This window comes from Methanosarcina sp. (genome assembly GCF_028693135.1).
Taxonomy (GTDB): Archaea; Halobacteriota; Methanosarcinia; order Methanosarcinales; family Methanosarcinaceae; genus Methanosarcina.
Map to the genome: position 1 here is coordinate 1 of NZ_JAQUVZ010000064.1, position 17,204 is coordinate 17,204.

Sequence of the window (17,204 nt, forward strand, 5' to 3'; positions counted from 1 at the left end):
CTGGAATTACAGAGAGTCAAAAGTGGAATCTCCTGGTTTGAAAGTGCCATGAAAATTAGAAGAGTGGCAGTGACAGCATATTTAAATGACCCTCTATACACATTAAATTAATTAATGTAGGAATGAATGTGTTAAAAACGATATGCTACGGCTCAACTGCGTAACTCCTAAATTAAATAAACCCCTTTATTTAATAACAAGGCATTTTATGATCAGTAGATCCTGAGAGCTGACTTATATGGTCGATTACCCTGACCAGTAACACAGCAATAAAAGGAGTTAAACGATGTTACATGAAGGTTTTACCAGACAACATCGAATGCTGGGAAGAACTGCAGCCTTTGCCGTGTTCTTCCTCCTGATAGCATACGCGGTTACGCTGGTTCTTGGATTTCTCTCACTCAAGTCGCCTTCGGACCCGATTGGGGACCCTTTCTTTTCGGTATTGGAGCTGCTTATCGTTGTGATAGCGCCATTGATGGTCATCGTCATGGTTGCTGTTCATGCTTATGCCTCCCCCGAGACCAAAATGTATAGTCTTACTGCGCTTGCATTTATGGTCCTTATGGCGAGTATTACCTGTACTGTTCACTTCGTTATCCTTACTGTAAGCCGGCAGATTGAAGCTGCGGGATTCCTGTGGGCTTCGCTATTCTTTTCCTTCAAATGGCCATCCGTAGCTTATACAATGGACATCCTCGCATGGGACTTTTTCTTTGCTCTCTCAATGCTCTTTGCAGCACCTGTATTCAAGATAGGCCGGCTGGAGAAAACTGTTCGGATTCTTATGATTGTCAGTGGTTTACTGAGTCTTGCGGGGTTAATCGGTGTGCCACTTGCAAACATGAATGTCCGAAATATTGGAATCCTGGGCTACGCTGGGGTTTCTATGGTTGTGTTTCTACTGCTGGGGATAGTTTTCGGGCGCACCCAGCAGTTGCCAGAAGAAGCCAGATGAAGTCCAGTTATCAATCAGGAGCCTGATTTAATAGAGCCCTGCTCAAATCTTTCCCGTATCAATCCAGAGGAGCATAAATTTCAGTCAATATCTCTTCAGGTGGGACTTCCCGAGGGTCATTCAGATATACCTCACGGACGGGACCGAATATCATATTAAAATAAAAAAGGTAAAAAGATGAGTGAGAAAAAGATCATTTGGAAAATATCCGGTCACTTGACCTTTGCCTGAATTTCCTTTGCAAATTCCTTTGCTTTCTGAACACGGGATGCATCAGGCTGTCCTTTTGTGGAAGGACCTATCTTAGCAAATTCTTTCATCTGAGGGTCATCGGACTTTTCGAGCATATCAATAATAGGTTGTGCAAGTTCACCCTGACATTCAAATGTACCAAGATAATTGCCACTGGCTGCGATATCCTTGCAAGAACCAGTCCATGAATGAATGGCCTCAAATCCTTCAGGAACAGCATGAGTCATGAAGAATGCTATGTTCTTACCAGCCACATTCTCTAAAACGAATTTAGAAACATTCGCTGGAATGTTAAATTGCATTACCGGGAAACCCACAAATACAAGGTCATAGCCTTCAAAGTTGCTTACGTCTTTGATGTCTTTGATGTCCTTTTCACCAGCAATTTCCCCATAAATAGCTTCTGCGACCTTCTTTGTGTTTCCTGTCTGTGTCATATATGTTACTAATGTTTTCATAAACTTCCCCCTTATAAATGATATAAAAAATAAATTGCACTAATATATAAGGATATGGATTGGTAAAATGTATAAAGATTAAATTAGTACAGAAAAACAGACCATAATAAAAGAAACATATAATCTAAATGATATGCAAGCAAAACTTAATCTCGATATACGCTGGAAGATGCTTTCTATATTGCTAAGACCGATTCACCTGATAAAAGAAACTATGAGCTAACGATCAGATGGGATGCATACTTAAAGAATGCTAGAACAGGTGGAAGTAAATGAGTAGAGAAACTGAGTAGAGAAACAATAATAGCTTTGAAAATCTCTTCGGTTCAAACAATTAGGTCGTCCATTTGTATTCAATTGTTATTATTTCACCGTAATCAAAATAACGCCTACTCATAATTTTTTTTCCGTGCCTATGGCATTATAGGCTCTTAGTTGAAGGTCTTTAACTCATTTTTTTAACCCCATACCCCGATTAATCATTTCAGTCTCTACATCTTCAAGCAAGGTTTTGAGATCAATCCTAACTTCGGTTAAATGAAAATCAGAAGTATTTTCAAATCCTTCATCAACTGTATGCAGTATCCGTTCTAACATTTTTAGTCTTTTATAGTTGAGGGTAGGATCCGGAGGTATAAAATGTTTAAATTCGTTATCTTCCATTCTTTTTCAACTCCTTACATTTTCAGTGATTACAGAAGTTCAACAGATCACATTTTCGAATGCAGGCCAATGAAGGTTCCGTTGCAAAAATAATATTTCTGCAATTTGACACTATAATTTTCACCGTTATTTGTCATTTTCGCTCGAATGAAATTGATTAACTTTCCGAATTGTGATGGTTTTTAATGATTTTGTGAAACAGCCAGATTTTTTGCAACGGAACTGGAATTTCTGACGCAAAGTGGACTTTAAGGGAACTGCTGAAATTTAGGTGTTTCAAAACATCAACCGTATAAAGATGGACCAACAACAATTATACAATAAGCATTATAGGGAACACATTAAAAAAATAGGATAAAGTGATTTTTCGATTCATTCTTTTGACTTCAGGAATTCTGCAATCTTCTTGCCCAGTTCTTTTGCGGCATTGACAGCTTCAGGCTGATCTTCAAATCTGTTAATTCCTGCGGACGCTTTAGTTGCATCCGGGCCAAACATCATCTTGATGCCGCTCATGTCACATTCGTCTCCATATTTGCATTTCACGCAGGGGTTATTGCCAAGGACCCTAACAGAACCTACCGATTCCATCCCTTCCTCCATCATGTAATATGTGATCGCATTGATACCGTTCTCACATGCAGGTGGCAACTTAAAAGATTCCTTCGGGACTGCACATGTGACTATGCTCCCTCCTGGTTTTCCCTTCATAAATCCTTATTTATGGCGAAGAGGATAGAGCCTTTCAATGAATGCCTTTGTACGTGCATCAAGGGTGGAATATGGTGTAAAACCTGCAATAATAAGAGCATCTGCTTCTTTAGCTTTTTCTGCCAGGGCAATGCCGTCATCTTTAATTACACAGACATTTGTATCTACGCATCCCAGACAGGCCTTGCAGGGAGCAATGGTATAATCGATCAGCTTGACAAATTCGTAATCCATACCTGTTGCTTCAAGTGCTGCCTTAAGAGCACGATCCGTATTGCTGTCTTTAATCGGGGAACCCGATACTCCCAGAACCTTCATAATTACCCTCCACTTAAATAATCAGTTTGTAATCACTTTAAATCTTGTGCTTAATAGGGCATGGGTATCACAACTCTGCCCTTTCAACGAGGACATCTGCGATCTGCGTTCCACTTGTCGTATTTGCCCCCTGAAATTGTCGCTGAATTTTATCTGGAAAAACGACAATTTTCTTCGTCAAGTTTCAAAAGAAAAAGGAGAGATTAAAAGTATTTTATGCCTTTTTATTTTTTAATATTGACCTGCAGTTACTTCGCAATCTCCGGACTTACATTTGGTATCTGCGCCTGCAGGGAATGCTGCAAGAAGTTCTTCAGGTGTTTTTATAGGAAATATTGCATTTGCGAGTCCGCCAAGGATCTGTGAATGAATATCTTCTTTTACGCTCATATTTTTGTCTCCTTTATATATGTTATATATGGTTGCATGTCTTCCAAAGACATTGAACCGCAATAGAAGATAGGAAAGTTATTGATATATACTTAATCGTCACTGCAATGCACCTGTTGCATTTGAGTTACTCCAATGACCTTTGGAGTTCTGATGGAAACCATTGTAATCCATATGCAGAAAATCCCCATTATGAGTCAACTACCCTGAGCTAAACAGGCTGTCCGACAATTACTATCAATAAAAACCGAATTCCTTTTTTTTCGATTTAAAGGTCTTAAACACCTTATATTTCACAGGTTTTTGCCCTGAAATTGAATTGTCGGACAGCCTCTAAAGATCAGGGTATTCGTGACCCTCTGCGCTCCCATAGTAATAAAAGATTTCACGGGTTTTACGCTTCTTTATATAAAAACAAAACCACTATTTTTGAAAGAACTTAAGGAAAAATTTAAGACGCATTCCGTCGTTGTACTCTCTAAAAGAATAAAAGATTAGTGACAAGTATGAAAACTAAAAATTATTTTATTTCTTTGCTTTTATTTATCTGTTTTTTTTCAGTAAATTGCTCAGGTGCAATTATCAATGTAGGTCCAGGAACTTCCTTTAACCCTGCAGGTTCAGACGACCAAAATGTTATTAATGCTGCCATACAATCAGCGGATTCAGGTGACACTGTACAGCTTGCATCAACCACGTTTCACATAAGTTCATCCATAATCATGAAATCAGGGATAACTCTTAACGGAAATGGGATTGGTGCGACAGTAATCTATTGTGACAATCCCAGCTCTAATTTTGAAACTCAAGATATTATTAGCTGTGAACGTATTTCAGATATTGAAATTTCAAATTTCTTAATTGACGGTGGTTGGGAATCTTTAAGTAAAATGCATTCAGCAAGCAACAAGTATAGAGAATATCAAAAAGGAGTTTATTTACCTGGCTGTTCAAATGTAGTTATCCACGACTTAAAAATGCAATACAGTATGGGGGACTTTATTTTCTGCAGTAAAAATACTGACAATGTTCAGGTTTATAATACCGTGTGTAAACCTGGGCATGACAGTTTTGATGCATGGGCAGCCGGTAATGAAATTTTAATATTTAATAATTGCTGGGGCACTTTTATAAATTCTTGCATAAAAATTCATGATACGAAAAACGTTCAAATTTACAAGAATACTTTCTACACCGATACTGGTTCGGGTAATGCTGGTGTGGAAGTAATGGGAGGGGAGGTAACAGGCCTTAATATTTATGATAATATATTTTCAACACTTCAATTAGATACAATTTATCAAGACCCGGCTAATGGGGCCTGTTCAGGCGGAGGTACTGTTTCAAATAATATATTCTATAACAGTCCTGCATATGATGGAATTAGTGGTATGAATATTACATCAACTGGCAATATTGTAACCAGTTCCTATTCATGCACCAGGGGTACAGAAGACTACGGGTATGTTGCAGACAAGGGCACAAGAAATTTACCTGTTTACAATGGTTCTGTACTACCTTCTGTCACGTTTCCAGCTAGTGGCAGTACAATTTCAACTGTTAACGGCGATGTAAGCATAAGCTGGACATATTTAAATGCAACCGGTTATTCTATCAATGTATATAACAGTACATCACAATTCGACTCTTCTCACCTAATATATAGTCTTAACACTTCACAAACATCTGCAAATGTACCAATAAGCTACGATGGGTCTTTTGCTATAAAAATCGGTGCACATGATGACGTTCATAATTCATGGGTATACAACAATCCTGTGAGTTTGTTCACAGTAAGTGGTAAAACATTGGCTACGGTTTATTCTGGTGTATATGGATATTTAACAGATGCAACTACAGATCAACCTATTCAGAGTGCTGTAATAACATTATCAAATAATACCTGGAGCAGTACTCAAATTACTGATGTTGATGGGATTTACCAGTTCAATGTGAACAGTGGAAAAGGCACGTACTGTTTAACTGCTTCAGCAACAGGCTACCTTAACAGTCCTGAATTGCCAATAAATATGACATGTATAAACACAGAACTAAATTTGAAAATGGTTAAGGCACCTGATTATTCAGAACCACACTATGTACAGTTATATGTTTGTACTGATTCAAATGAGAGGATTTATGGGTGTGAAGTTCAGATTTATACACCAGATAATAACCCAGGTAATGAAAAACCGAATTTTTGTGCCTGGACAAATGATAACGGTAAAGCAAATTTCCATTTGACTCAGGGTGTCACATATAAAATTGTAACAATCGATCTGGATGGACAAAAGTATACCAGCACATTGACACCTGATCTGGACCAATATACTATTACAATACCTTCAGGTGACACATCTGCAATACCTGCAATGCAGACTGTGATCAGTACAAATTGCACATATAAACAGATAAACAATACAGCAGCTTATATTAATGCAAGCTATTATGATTCTTCATCACAATCCAGCGACCTAACTTTTGTACTGGGTACTATGAGTGAGGGAGAAAAATTTGTACCATTAGAAATCTCAGGTACTAATGACAACGTAAGTAACCCTGTAGGAGTGGTAACTGACTCTTTTATAGTCACTGACTATCCTGGTAAAACGTACACTGTGAGAATTAGTGCGCAGTCTCAGACTTATGGAACTGTATGTGAATATGTTAATGTATCATTTCCAGACAGTGATGAAACGTATGTAGGGTCTACGTATATGGGTTCATTCTGTGTTTTAATCTTAATTCTTGCAGGACTCGTATTGTCAAAAACTCGTAAGGAGCATTAATCATCTGTTCCTTATTCGAGTTTTTCATAAACCCTCAGCAGGAAACCCGTTAACTCTTTAGATTTAGCGGGTAGTTGACTTTATGGGTTTGCTAGATCCAATTCACAGGTTTTTAGATACTTCATTTTCTAATGCTTCAATTCTTTCTGACCCTTCGTTGTTTTGTGTAGATATCCTCATAAAACCAACGCGGTCTTGAATTGAAAATCATCGTATCCATAGAGAATGACGAAGAGCCTTCTTCACTGTTTCTTGTACCCATGGTGTTTACTTTAAATATCATTCGCATAATACGAAAACTATTAATAGAATACGTCCGGAGGATCAGGTATACGTATGATAAAATTATATTGAGATAAAAAAGGAATCTCAAGAATCAAAGTAAACCAAATAAACTTTATTGTTAGAGATATGGAAGAACCATGTCGTTTTGATTTATCCAGTTTGTGTGTAAAGGTACCGACTATATGAGGAATACGAGGAGGTATTAAGAAAATGATAGAAGACATATCCTTTTTTGGATACTTTATTTTCTTTTATTTATTCGGGAGGGTAATACTTCAAATTGTGCGAGGTGTTATTCGGCTATTTTTGAAGAAAGGCGGAACCCCCCTCGAAAATGAATACCACAGATTGTATGAAGAAAGTATGGAATGGGTAAAGAAATCATGAGCTCAAAACTTTCAAATACCCCGGGCAAAACGGGAGTACAAAAAAGAATGACTCTCTAAATTTCCCCTTTGATTCTTTTTTAGAAATTGTGATATGTTGAGCTCCTGCGATCACTGAAAATGTTATAAAGGATATTAAATGCAGTTGAGAAAGGATTTGTGAAAGGATTTGTGAAATAGATACATGGAGTTAAAAGATGAGTGAAAACCCGTCAAACAAACCATCACAATCTATTTTGTGGCCGGTTAATCACTGGCGGATGATCATTATTCTCGAATCAGTTAACGAAGTGCTCCATCGAACTGTGATGGCGAGGGGAATACCCACAAATGTAGGTATCGCGAATGCAGGAAAAAAGTGTATAGTGATTTTAGGGCATAAAAAGATACAGGATCACAAAATAGAATTGCTGGCAGATGATACGGTTTATACCTGTGTGGCTGATTCGAAGGGGAGATTATCATCTATAGGGCCTAAGAACGTGGGAAAAGATATTACTGTTCTCTTGCGTTTGGAAGTACACGAAGAAGATAAAAAGGGCACGGAGCAGGAAGAGAAATTGAGGAAGCTTAAAGAGGAGCTGGCTGAAAAACAAGAACAACTTAACCGGCTGGCAAAGCAGATTAAAGAATTAGAAGAGAGGAAGTAATAATAAAAACCAAAAAAGATAACCGAAAATAAGATATACCAATCCATCATTATTATATATGGTAATTGGAGTGTATGGACTAGGAAAAATTCGAGTAAGAATTGGTCCGGTCATACTCAACCTTTTGATTCTTTTATTTTTGGTACTGCTTGGGTTGTTTACGGCTGAGTTGGTTCTCAAATGTTTAATAATTTATAGCCCTTTTTGAAAATTCTCGGCTTTTTTTTATTTTCTTCTTTTTTCTTTCTTATTTTGCTATTTTTCTTCATATTTTTTAATTTGGTTTAATCTGAGCCTCTACAGTGAACTTTCTCAGGTATTCCTTTGTTCCCGTATTCAAAGAAAAAGAACAGTATAAAACATCATAGTCAACTCCTAAAATCAAATTGCGTGCAGCCACCCCGCAAAAAGGTAGAAGATACGAAGCAAGAGAAGCGATGCGGAAAACTGTGCGATGCACTGTGAGAACGACCTGTTTTCTGGACACTTGCATGGTTATTACGAAAGGAAATATTTTGAGGAATCCCCGGTTTCGAGAGATTAAAAATATAATATTCGCCCGATAAGGGCTCTTTTTCGAAAGATATGGGCTTAAAGTCGCCTTCACACGGCGGAGGTCCGGAGTTCGAATCTCAGCGACCCCACTTATCTTTTTACAAATTTCCTGGGATTCCCATAACCTTTTTGCGGTATTGAGCCCCGCGAAATATCTCGAACCGCGCTCCGGAAGCAAAAACGGGTTCTGAATTTCAACGGGCCCATAGCACTTATTTTTCAATTTAAAGAGAACAGCAACTCATCACTGATTGCATTCTTTGTTTTGCTCAATATATCGATCTTTAGCTTCCTGTAGTACATTAACTGCGGTTTCAAAATCTTTCCAACCAATGACCTTTACTCGTTTGTCTTCTAAATTCTTATAAGTTTCAAAGAAGTTTGTAATTACCTTTAATAAGTGAGGAGGGATCTGATCAACGGATTCAATATAATTCCATAAAGGATCATTTTTTGGAACACAGAGTATTTTTTGATCTCTTCCTTTGTCATCTTCCATGTCAAATAATGCAACAAGATGCACTTCCATTAAACAGCCTGGAAATGTAGGTTCCCATGTTAAAACCATAGCATCTAAAGGGTCACCATCAAGAGCTAGAGTATCCGGGAAAAAACCATAATCAGAAGGATATACCATTGAAGAAAAAAGCATTCTGTCGTATTTGATCATTTTCTTTTCTTTATCGTACTCGTATTTGTTCCGACATCCCTTTGGAATTTCAATGAGTACATTTTCAACCTGTCGTTCAGTCATACCAACACTTCCAAATTATTAATTAATTGCTATGTAATGATTACAACTATTAATGTGTTCTGACAGGTTATTAATATAAAACATTAAGATAAAAAATAGAACTGCCTGCAAACAAAAGTCATTTGCCTTATTTGAACTATTAGGACTTACGCGGTTGAACTTAGAAATCAAACATTAAACCGCCAACTGTCCAGAGCATGACTTTAACCTCAAAATCGATTGTACCTGATTTTATACCTCAAATGCGTATAGTTCTATAGTAGACAAAAAAGAATTAAACCGGGGTCAACAGCATGGAAAAAATTATGCCAGTTCTGTTTATAGGCCATGGATCCCCCATGAATGCCATCGAAAACAATGAGTTTACAAGAAGCTGGAGAGATATTTCCAAAAAAATACCAAAACCTGAAGCAATCCTGGCAATATCTGCACACTATGAGAGAGAAGATTCCAGTGTTACTTCAAACAAGAAGCTTAAAACAATTCACGATTTTTATGGGTTCCCACAGGAATTATATGACCAGAAATATGATTGCTCCGGTTCAAAGGAACTTGTTACAAAAGTAAAAGACCTGGTTAAAAAGGTTAATTTTGACAGCAAATGGGGCGTTGACCACGGAGTGTGGAGTGTACTTTCCAAGATGTACCCTGATGCTGATATCCCGGTAGTTGAACTCAGCATAAATCGAAAACTCAGCATGCAGCAGCACTATGACCTGGCAAAGAAACTTTATAAATTGAGAGAAGAGGGGATTCTTATCTTTTGCACCGGAAACGTCGTGCATAACCTCGTGCTGGCAAGAATGCCAGGAACTCCTTATAAATGGGCAATCCGTTTTGATGAAAAAGTGAAAAAGTACGTTACAGCCAGAGACGATATGAAACTGGTAAATTACGAATTACTCGGGGAAGATGCATTATTATCCGTAAATTCCGCCGAACATTATATCCCTTTAATCTACTCTCTTGGCGCAACAAATAAAAATGAGACTGCCAGTTTTTTTTGTGAAGAGATAGTTTATGCATCGGTTTCCATGCGGTGTATATTATTTGAGGCTTCAAAAGAATAAAAATTAGCTCGTAATCTATAACAGAGCCTTCATACGGAGGAGGGCCTGAGTTTGAATTATATAGACTATACTTTTCAAATTGTCTTCTTTTTTGAACATATTTTTGAACAGTTTCGGGGATATTTTTTTGAAAATTCACCCGGAAAAAAGCCTGAACCGTTTTTTCTGCCATAGTCTCTTTTTTATATCACGTTCCCAAAATAGTAGCTTATGCCATCAGAAAGTGAAAACTCCGACCCCTTCCAAGCCCTCAAATGGAGCGACCTCCAGGCCTGGGCTGGAGAGAAAGCCACTGCGAAGGGAATGAAGTACCAGGACGAAGAAAGAGTAAAAGAGATTAAACAAACCCCTGAGGGTAGCCTCATAGCCCGGGTACAGGGGACGAAAATATATTTCACGGAAGTTTCCCTGGAAAACGGGGAACTTAGTTCCACCTGCACCTGTCCGGTTGAACATGACTGCAAACACGGGGTTGCCGCTGTACTTGAATACCTTGAACTCGCAGAGCAAGGAGAAGAAGTTCCCATTGCTTCCGAAGGGGACCCGCTAATTATAATGGCCAGACAGGGATCTGCCCTGAAAGTTGAAGAGGCCCGGGATTCGTATCAGGTTTTCCGGACAGAGCTGAGGGAATACCTGGAGCAGATGGAAAAAGAGGAACTTATTGACCTTTTGATGAATTTATCAGATAGGGATTCCCTGCTTACCAGGCACCTGCAGGACATGCTGAACCTTGCATCGGGGGATACGGAGGAGACGGTAGGGAACATATACTCCGAACTGGAAGAGCTCTGGGAGGAAGCCAGAAGCTATGACTACAGAGATTATGACTCCCCTGTCCCTGATTTTTCGGACCTGAGGAACCGGCTGGAAAGTCTCCTTGAAACCGGGTATGCAGATGAAGTTGCAGACCTGGGTATGAGAATTCTGGAAGGGTATGAAGAAATAGCCCCTTATGATGAAGAGAAGAATATCGGCATGGAGATTGGCGAATGCATGGGAGTGGTTATCAAAGCCCTCCTGCAGTCCGGAAGCCCAGCCCACGAAAGTATGCTTAAAGTTCTGGATTTGGAATTAAAAGACGAATGCGGGATTTTTGACGAAGAAGCCTTCTGGAATTCGGATTTTCCAGTTGAGGAGTGGTACCGCTTTTCCGAAGTCCTTAAAGACAGGCTGGAGGCAAGCGACAGCGGAAAAACTCCCTCAGATTTCGACTGGGACAGGGGACAGCTTGTAAAACAGCTTGTCCTGGCGCTCGAAAAAGCCGGGAATTATGAAGAAGCTATCTCCCTTTGCGAAGAGGAAGTCGAAGCTGGAGAGGATTGGAGCTATGTCCGGCTAATCAAAGTGCTGCTTTCCGCAGGGCAAAAAGAAAAGGCAGAAGAGTGGATCTACCGGGAAATAAAAGAAACCAGGAAATCTTCCCCGGAAACTGCCTACGAACTCTTCCGGACACTCCTCGAAATCAAGGAAAAAGAAGAGAACTGGCTCTTTGTAGCAGCTCTACATGCAGAAGAGTTTTTCAGGTACCCCTCACTGCAATTTTACACAGGTTTGCGGGAATCAGCAAAAAAAGCCGGGGTATGGGAAGAAATCCGGAAAGCTGTTCATGAGTACCTGGAAAGCGGAAGCCTTCCCGCGGACAGCGCCAGGCCCGGAGAAGAAATCTCAAGCCTACCCGGAATTCTCCCAAAGACAGGCCTGACAGACAGGGATTCTTTCAAAAAAATTGATGCACTTGACTTTGAACTCTTAATCGACATCGCCATTGAAGAAAAGAATCCCGATGAAGTGGCCAGGTGGTACAACAAGCTAAAAATAAGGAGAAAAAAGGGAGAAGATAGGTATTTTACCCGGAGAGATAAAATTGCCCGCACCGTACAGGAAAAATATCCGGAAATTGCGATCGACATATGGAAAACGGTTGCAGAGGAACTCATTTCCAGGACAAAGGTAGAGGCATACGAATCTGCATCCATTTATCTCCGGATGGTCAGGAATGCTATGGAAGCCGGGGGACAAAAAGCCGAATGGGAATCTTATCTCAGCGAGATAAGGGAAAAGAACAGGCTCAAAAGAAAGCTGCTTGAAATCCTTGATATTCTGGGGAAAGACAGAATCATTGAGGAGTGAAGGAATATTCCCATCTGAACGAAGGCAAATTTTTATATACATATTAAAATATAAATAATAATGAGTTCGGATTGACTCTTATCCTGAACCCCATTATGCTTCAAAAATACTGATTAGAACAAAAAACATAAAAAACGATTCGAAAGGAGTTAAAACTCATGCCAGCAAAAGTCAACAAAGAAGAATGTACCGGCTGTGGAACCTGTGTGGATGAATGCCCTGTAGAAGCAATCATTATTGACGAAGAAGCAGGATGTGCAGTTGTGGATGAAGACGAATGCGTGGACTGCGGGGCCTGCGAAGAGGCCTGCCCGGTAGGAGCAATTAAAGTAGAATAAGTTTTGAGCGAACCTTGAACAAGTATTAAAAAAGTCTATGAGAAATCTTGAATAGTTCTAGGATAATTTTCGACCTATAATTTTTGACCTTTTAGAGTGGGAATATTTCAACGTTTGAAAATGGTTTCCCACTCCATTATCCTCTTTTTCGAAAATCTCCGGTTTGCCCCGCTTGAGGAGGGCAGGACCTTTGTTTCATAACCCATTTCCCTCAGGAGAGGCTCGTATTCTCCTGCTTTTTTGCCGTTAAAACAGACAAGCTTCAGCTCTGGAACTATTTTTTGCAAACTTGAGAAATCGTTTATTTCTTCGTCCCCGATCCTTGAGTCCAGGCTTCCTTCCCGGCTTCCGGCATTAAACACATCCCAGAGCCCAATTCTGTTGTGTCTCAGGGTTTCAAGCCTTCTATTATAATCCATGCTCTGGAGGTCTGCTCCTATCGCATCTCCGAGCAGCCTCCAGAAGTCATTTCCGAGATTTCCGTAGTACTGTTGCTTTCGGATGGATTCGTCACTCGGGAGGGACCCCAGAATCAGGATCCTGGTATTTTCGTCAAGGACCGCAGGCAAACCTCGCTTTATCATGGTAAGAGAAAAATGGGTTTTGAGGTTACTTTAATTTTAGGGAAAGAAAAAAAGTAAATTTGTTTAATCTGCTCGAACCTTTGGAGGCTACTCAGATTTGCATGATCTATAAGGCTTGCAAAACTTCAGACATTTACAAAACCCCAGGGCCTGAGTATTTCTCAAACCTGTGTAATCTGCTCAGCCATGTCCCTGTAATAGTTGAAAAGTTCCTTTCCCCATTCAAGGGCGCTTTTTTCAAAGCTCACCATTTCATGGTTATAGTACCTTCCATCCTTTGAGATCATGGACATCGAGATAAAGCGGTCTGTAACAAGGCTGGAAGCAAGTTCTATTTTATTGTCACAAACAAAGATCTGCGCATTTTCCATGTTTATGAACTCCCCTACCTCCTGCCTGTAATCGGAGACCAGTTTCCTGTATATGGGCTTTTCCAGAACCATAGAAACCTCTATGCCTTTATTCGCAAGGTCCAGGTAGAGCCCCGGATACCCTGGGCGGAAAAAAGAAGAGACTTCCATAACCGTTTTTGATCTGTAAAGGGGGTCCATAATTTCAGGAGGGTAATCAAAGATATGAGTTCTATCAGGCACAAGCTCCATACACTTGCCAAGCTCCCCTATCCGGTCAAGCAGGTGCGAAGGAAGGGTGCGAAGGTTCTGCCTTGCCCAGTAATCATGGTTCTCATCAAAAACCCGGAATGTGGAGAGGAGAGGTTCCATTTTGGGAACTATAAGCTTCCCTTTTACAGAAAGCTCGTAACCCTCATCTTTCTGCACCAGCAGCCCATCTTTGATGAGGATACGGATCTGAGCCATAATAGGGCTGGAACTGACTTCAAGCTCAGTCTTGATCTCTTCAATCGTTTTTGGCCCGTTCTTCAGGAATAGAAGCAAATTTTTTCTTTTGTCCGAAAAGAAAATAGTATCTATTAATTGCAGTTCCATACTCATTCTATTCAGCCTCCTTCCGGAAGGGAATTTGAGATTAAATCTGTTACTACATCAGTATATATTAGTGACAGCTTAACAGAAGAGATTCTGAGAAAGCCCCGTCTTTGGATGTGGATGTAAAACTATCAATAATATTCTCATCCTCAACCTTTAATGCCTTTGATTTATAAAAATCAAAGAGCTCTCTTGCCCAGGAAATAGCCTGGGGATCATAACAGCTCATATAGTCATGATAGAACCTGCCCTGGCTGTCAAAGAGAGAAATCATCATCCCGCGATCAGAGACAATAAGCTCGGCAATTTTTAAACCATCTTTACAGACGAAAAGATCGGTGTTCTCCATTGTGGCAAATTTCCTTATTTTCCGTTCATAATTGTGCAGGAACTTATCGAGTACCGATTCCGTGAAAATAAGGGAAACCTCTGAATCAAGCCTTCCGAGCTTTGAATAGAGGGGAAGGAACTCAGGCCTGTAAAAGGATGAAACCACCATGAGATAGCGGGAAGAGGAAAAGAAATTAAAAAGCTCAATGCTCGGTTCAAATATCTGGCTGGGATCAGCTTTGACAAGATTACAACCTTTAATGTCCCCTATCCTGTCAAGAAGATACTGCGGGATTCCACCCAGGTCATGCTCGATCCAGTAGTTGTCTTTTTCAACCAGAGTAAGGACGTCAACAAGAGACCGGGCTTTTTTGAACACCTGATTTCCCATATCTGTCAATTCATATTTGCCATTTTTCTGAATAACCAGGTTACTATCCGTAAACCTTTTGATATGGGGTAAGATAGCTGTGGGGGAAACATCAAGAAGGACTTTAATTTCTTCCATTGTTCGAGGTTCTTCTCCCAGAAGTAGGAGGAGATCTCTTCTTTTCTGGGAACGAAATACTACATCTATTAACTCAGATTGCATTCAAACCACTTCTATCTCGTTTTTTGTAAATATATGATGTCTGCATCATGTGGCACAGGAAATGTTCGTACATTAAAGAATAAAAATTTGAGTTCCATTCAGGTAATGTACGCTCTTAATAAGAGGAAGAATTTGCGCCATATACAAGATAACCGATGTTTCCATTTATATAAAAGAATTTGGATGAATAATTTAAAACGTAAGGGAGGCGAAATAAGAGAATTCGACCAGTTAGGAAGGGAAGAAATATTAAAAGGATAAACGACATCATCAGCCAGATTTCAAAAAGAAAACGGCACCTCAACTAATAACAAAAAGCAGAGAGGTTCCGCTGAGAGAGTAAATATGAACATTGAAATTTTTGATGGGCTTTATCTAAATGATGACATTGTTTAAAAAAAGAGATACTGTTTTAAAAATAAAAATGCCTTGGAAAATGTTGAGGGTATGATCCCGGATTTGCCCCAAAAATTTAGAACTCGTGTATCAGGAGAGAAGAGCCGGAAAAATTAGACCCCCGGAAGTCGCATCTTGCCCTCAAAAATTCAGAGCCGGTGTTGACCTGTAAAAATCAAAAAAAAATTTCCGTCGGTTATGGTATATGTGATAATTTCTTCTAATTACGCTGTAAACACATGTCAGCATAACAGACGTGGAATACAATAAAAAAGGAAAAGTTCCGGTAACAGGAGTAAGAAATTCTTTCACAGGTATTGTACTGCAGAAATCTGGAATTTACACCTATAAAATAGATAAACTCCAGGTGGTTCTCAGGGTACTACCACAGAAAGAAAAAACTTTACAAAGGCAAAACCGGAACATCCCGGCCTTATAAATTCGGAAAACTGCAGATCCGGAATGGCAAGGACCTTTTTGTATAATCTAAATGGAGGTTTAGAAATATGTTGGACTTTACAGAAGCAAGTCTGAAAAAGGTATTAACCAGATACAACGTGGCTCTGGAAAAGGCAATGACGCCTGAAGACGCCGCAGAAGAGCTCTATCCTAAGGACGAACTTATTTACCCGATTGCAAAAGCCATCTTCGAAGGAGAAGAAGATGACGTAGTCGAGGGTCTCCAGGCAGCAATGGATGCAGGCAAGGACCCTATCACCCTCATCGACGATGCCCTCATGGTCGGTATGGGCGTTGTCACCAAACTCTACGACGAAGGTGTAATTTTCCTCCCCAACGTCATGATGTCCGCTGACGCCATGCTCAACGGTATCGATTTCTGTAAGGAAAACTCTGAAACCGTCCATGAAACCAAGGGAACCGTTGTCTGCCACGTCGCAGAAGGTGACGTCCACGACATCGGTAAGAACATCGTTACCGCTCTCCTCAGGGCAAACGGCTACGACGTAGTTGACCTCGGAAGGGACGTCCCTGTTGACGAAGTTGTTGCATCAGTTGTTGCAAACAAGCCTCTCATGGTCACAGGTACTGCACTCATGACCACCACTATGTATGCATTCAAGGAAGTTAACGACAAACTCCTTGAGAAGGGAATTAAGATCCCATTCGCATGCGGTGGCGGCGCAGTCAACCAGGACTTCGTATCCCAGTATGCACTCGGTGTGTACGGTGAAGAAGCAGCTGACGCTCCCAAGATTGCTGACGCAATCATTGCAGGTACAAACGATATTGCAGCATTAAGAGACAAATTCCACAAGCACTGAGGTGAATGAGATGGCAGCAAAAAGATACACTTCAATGGCATATGCAAGTGCAGACGAAATGAACTTCGGCGTATCCAAGTATCCCGTAAAAGCAGGCCTTGGCCTTGAGATCGGTGCTGGTTACACAATTCCTGAAGTTAACTACGCCCCAAGACCTGAAGCAGGCGCATCCAAGGAAAAACTCATCAAGGAATACGAGAGGATCACAACCGACGTTATGTCAAGAATGGTCCAGGTCGGTTTCCCAGCAATTATCCTTGAAACTGAACACGTTCAGCAGATGTCCAACAACCCCTCCTGGGGAGCAGAAGTTGCACACGCCCAGAAAACCATCATGGAAGAATACCACGATGAATACGGCA

Annotated in this window: 19 protein-coding genes; 9 read left to right on the forward strand and 10 right to left on the reverse strand. The window is 40.1% G+C overall.

Translation table 11 applies throughout. The features are described from left to right. Positions 1-286 precede the first annotated feature (286 nt). Positions 287-958, forward strand: a complete 672-nt coding sequence (locus tag PHF18_RS16860) for a hypothetical protein (protein ID WP_300104771.1) — start codon at positions 287-289, stop codon at positions 956-958. A gap of 58 nt (positions 959-1,016) precedes the next feature. On the opposite strand, the gene PHF18_RS16865 is transcribed toward PHF18_RS16860, so the two are convergent. The 6 genes from PHF18_RS16865 to PHF18_RS16890 form a co-directional block, all read right to left on the reverse strand. Then, the gene (locus PHF18_RS16865; RefSeq protein ID WP_300104772.1) at positions 1,017-1,112 is read right to left on the reverse strand and encodes a GyrI-like domain-containing protein; all 96 of its coding nucleotides are present in this window, start codon (positions 1,110-1,112) and stop codon (positions 1,017-1,019) included. Positions 1,113-1,170: 58 nt separating this feature from the next. Further along, positions 1,171-1,668: a flavodoxin family protein gene (locus PHF18_RS16870; protein WP_300104774.1), complete on the reverse strand. Its 498-nt coding sequence runs from the start codon at positions 1,666-1,668 to the stop codon at positions 1,171-1,173. Between the two features lie 450 nt (positions 1,669-2,118). Further along, complete coding sequence (locus PHF18_RS16875; protein ID WP_300104776.1) at positions 2,119-2,331, reverse strand: hypothetical protein; 213 nt, start codon at positions 2,329-2,331, stop codon at positions 2,119-2,121. A gap of 372 nt (positions 2,332-2,703) precedes the next feature. Next, a complete protein-coding gene (locus tag PHF18_RS16880; RefSeq protein WP_300104778.1) occupies positions 2,704-3,042 on the reverse strand; it encodes a hypothetical protein in 339 nt (112 codons plus the stop codon). A 6-nt stretch (positions 3,043-3,048) separates the two neighbouring features. Next, on the reverse strand, positions 3,049-3,360 hold the full coding sequence (locus PHF18_RS16885; protein WP_300104780.1) for a flavodoxin family protein: 312 nt from the start codon (positions 3,358-3,360) through the stop codon (positions 3,049-3,051). A 231-nt stretch (positions 3,361-3,591) separates the two neighbouring features. Continuing rightward, positions 3,592-3,750: an MTH865 family protein gene (locus PHF18_RS16890; RefSeq protein WP_300104782.1), complete on the reverse strand. Its 159-nt coding sequence runs from the start codon at positions 3,748-3,750 to the stop codon at positions 3,592-3,594. Positions 3,751-4,256: 506 nt separating this feature from the next. On the opposite strand from PHF18_RS16890, the gene PHF18_RS16895 reads away from it, so the two are divergent. From PHF18_RS16895 to PHF18_RS16905, 3 genes are all read left to right on the forward strand, one after another. Next, positions 4,257-6,539 (forward strand): carboxypeptidase-like regulatory domain-containing protein, encoded by a 2,283-nt coding sequence (locus PHF18_RS16895; RefSeq protein ID WP_300104784.1) that lies wholly within the window; start codon positions 4,257-4,259, stop codon positions 6,537-6,539. A 495-nt stretch (positions 6,540-7,034) separates the two neighbouring features. Continuing rightward, the gene (locus PHF18_RS16900; protein WP_300104785.1) at positions 7,035-7,211 is read left to right on the forward strand and encodes a hypothetical protein; all 177 of its coding nucleotides are present in this window, start codon (positions 7,035-7,037) and stop codon (positions 7,209-7,211) included. Positions 7,212-7,407: 196 nt separating this feature from the next. Continuing rightward, on the forward strand, positions 7,408-7,860 hold the full coding sequence (locus PHF18_RS16905) for a hypothetical protein (RefSeq protein WP_300104787.1): 453 nt from the start codon (positions 7,408-7,410) through the stop codon (positions 7,858-7,860). 799 nt (positions 7,861-8,659) lie between these two features. On the opposite strand, the gene PHF18_RS16910 is transcribed toward PHF18_RS16905, so the two are convergent. After that, positions 8,660-9,169 carry an inorganic diphosphatase gene (locus PHF18_RS16910; protein ID WP_300104788.1) on the reverse strand — a complete coding sequence of 170 codons (510 nt, stop codon included), beginning with the start codon at positions 9,167-9,169 and terminating at the stop codon, positions 8,660-8,662. A 293-nt stretch (positions 9,170-9,462) separates the two neighbouring features. On the opposite strand from PHF18_RS16910, the gene ygiD reads away from it, so the two are divergent. The 3 genes from ygiD to PHF18_RS16925 all read left to right on the forward strand — a co-directional run bounded on the left by ygiD (position 9,463) and on the right by PHF18_RS16925 (position 12,710). Beyond that, positions 9,463-10,239, forward strand: coding sequence for a 4,5-DOPA dioxygenase extradiol (gene ygiD / locus PHF18_RS16915; protein ID WP_300104789.1), 777 nt, complete (start codon positions 9,463-9,465; stop codon positions 10,237-10,239). A gap of 210 nt (positions 10,240-10,449) precedes the next feature. Next, on the forward strand, positions 10,450-12,372 hold the full coding sequence (locus PHF18_RS16920; protein ID WP_300104790.1) for an SWIM zinc finger domain-containing protein: 1,923 nt from the start codon (positions 10,450-10,452) through the stop codon (positions 12,370-12,372). A 158-nt stretch (positions 12,373-12,530) separates the two neighbouring features. After that, positions 12,531-12,710, forward strand: coding sequence for a 4Fe-4S binding protein (locus tag PHF18_RS16925; protein ID WP_300104792.1), 180 nt, complete (start codon positions 12,531-12,533; stop codon positions 12,708-12,710). A 107-nt stretch (positions 12,711-12,817) separates the two neighbouring features. Here the strand turns inward: PHF18_RS16925 and PHF18_RS16930 are convergent, their stop codons facing one another. The 3 genes from PHF18_RS16930 to PHF18_RS16940 form a co-directional block, all read right to left on the reverse strand. Beyond that, positions 12,818-13,294: a DNA-deoxyinosine glycosylase gene (locus PHF18_RS16930; RefSeq protein WP_300104793.1), complete on the reverse strand. Its 477-nt coding sequence runs from the start codon at positions 13,292-13,294 to the stop codon at positions 12,818-12,820. Positions 13,295-13,455: 161 nt separating this feature from the next. After that, positions 13,456-14,247 carry a winged helix-turn-helix domain-containing protein gene (locus PHF18_RS16935; RefSeq protein WP_300104795.1) on the reverse strand — a complete coding sequence of 264 codons (792 nt, stop codon included), beginning with the start codon at positions 14,245-14,247 and terminating at the stop codon, positions 13,456-13,458. 61 nt (positions 14,248-14,308) lie between these two features. After that, positions 14,309-15,163, reverse strand: coding sequence for a winged helix-turn-helix domain-containing protein (locus tag PHF18_RS16940; protein ID WP_300104796.1), 855 nt, complete (start codon positions 15,161-15,163; stop codon positions 14,309-14,311). A gap of 902 nt (positions 15,164-16,065) precedes the next feature. Here PHF18_RS16940 and mtaC point away from each other — a divergent pair. Both mtaC and PHF18_RS16950 read left to right on the forward strand, forming a co-directional pair. Continuing rightward, positions 16,066-16,842: a methanol--corrinoid protein MtaC gene (gene mtaC, locus PHF18_RS16945; RefSeq protein WP_300104798.1), complete on the forward strand. Its 777-nt coding sequence runs from the start codon at positions 16,066-16,068 to the stop codon at positions 16,840-16,842. Positions 16,843-16,852: 10 nt separating this feature from the next. Next, positions 16,853-17,204: methyltransferase MtaB domain-containing protein (locus PHF18_RS16950; RefSeq protein WP_300104799.1), on the forward strand; the 352-nt coding region annotated here is incomplete at its 3' end.

Coding starts and splice junctions, on each gene's coding strand:
- PHF18_RS16885 (WP_300104780.1), bottom strand. CDS start 3,360: ATGAAGGTTCTGGGAGTATCGGGTTCCCCGATTAAAGACAGCAATACG.
- PHF18_RS16875 (WP_300104776.1), bottom strand. CDS start 2,331: ATGGAAGATAACGAATTTAAACATTTTATACCTCCGGATCCTACCCTC.
- mtaC (WP_300104798.1), top strand. CDS start 16,066: ATGTTGGACTTTACAGAAGCAAGTCTGAAAAAGGTATTAACCAGATAC.
- PHF18_RS16860 (WP_300104771.1), top strand. CDS start 287: ATGTTACATGAAGGTTTTACCAGACAACATCGAATGCTGGGAAGAACT.
- PHF18_RS16865 (WP_300104772.1), bottom strand. CDS start 1,112: ATGATATTCGGTCCCGTCCGTGAGGTATATCTGAATGACCCTCGGGAA.
- PHF18_RS16935 (WP_300104795.1), bottom strand. CDS start 14,247: ATGAGTATGGAACTGCAATTAATAGATACTATTTTCTTTTCGGACAAA.
- PHF18_RS16895 (WP_300104784.1), top strand. CDS start 4,257: ATGAAAACTAAAAATTATTTTATTTCTTTGCTTTTATTTATCTGTTTT.
- PHF18_RS16870 (WP_300104774.1), bottom strand. CDS start 1,668: ATGAAAACATTAGTAACATATATGACACAGACAGGAAACACAAAGAAG.
- PHF18_RS16930 (WP_300104793.1), bottom strand. CDS start 13,294: ATGATAAAGCGAGGTTTGCCTGCGGTCCTTGACGAAAATACCAGGATC.
- PHF18_RS16925 (WP_300104792.1), top strand. CDS start 12,531: ATGCCAGCAAAAGTCAACAAAGAAGAATGTACCGGCTGTGGAACCTGT.
- PHF18_RS16900 (WP_300104785.1), top strand. CDS start 7,035: ATGATAGAAGACATATCCTTTTTTGGATACTTTATTTTCTTTTATTTA.
- PHF18_RS16910 (WP_300104788.1), bottom strand. CDS start 9,169: ATGACTGAACGACAGGTTGAAAATGTACTCATTGAAATTCCAAAGGGA.
- PHF18_RS16920 (WP_300104790.1), top strand. CDS start 10,450: ATGCCATCAGAAAGTGAAAACTCCGACCCCTTCCAAGCCCTCAAATGG.
- PHF18_RS16940 (WP_300104796.1), bottom strand. CDS start 15,163: ATGCAATCTGAGTTAATAGATGTAGTATTTCGTTCCCAGAAAAGAAGA.
- PHF18_RS16890 (WP_300104782.1), bottom strand. CDS start 3,750: ATGAGCGTAAAAGAAGATATTCATTCACAGATCCTTGGCGGACTCGCA.
- PHF18_RS16905 (WP_300104787.1), top strand. CDS start 7,408: ATGAGTGAAAACCCGTCAAACAAACCATCACAATCTATTTTGTGGCCG.
- PHF18_RS16880 (WP_300104778.1), bottom strand. CDS start 3,042: ATGAAGGGAAAACCAGGAGGGAGCATAGTCACATGTGCAGTCCCGAAG.
- ygiD (WP_300104789.1), top strand. CDS start 9,463: ATGGAAAAAATTATGCCAGTTCTGTTTATAGGCCATGGATCCCCCATG.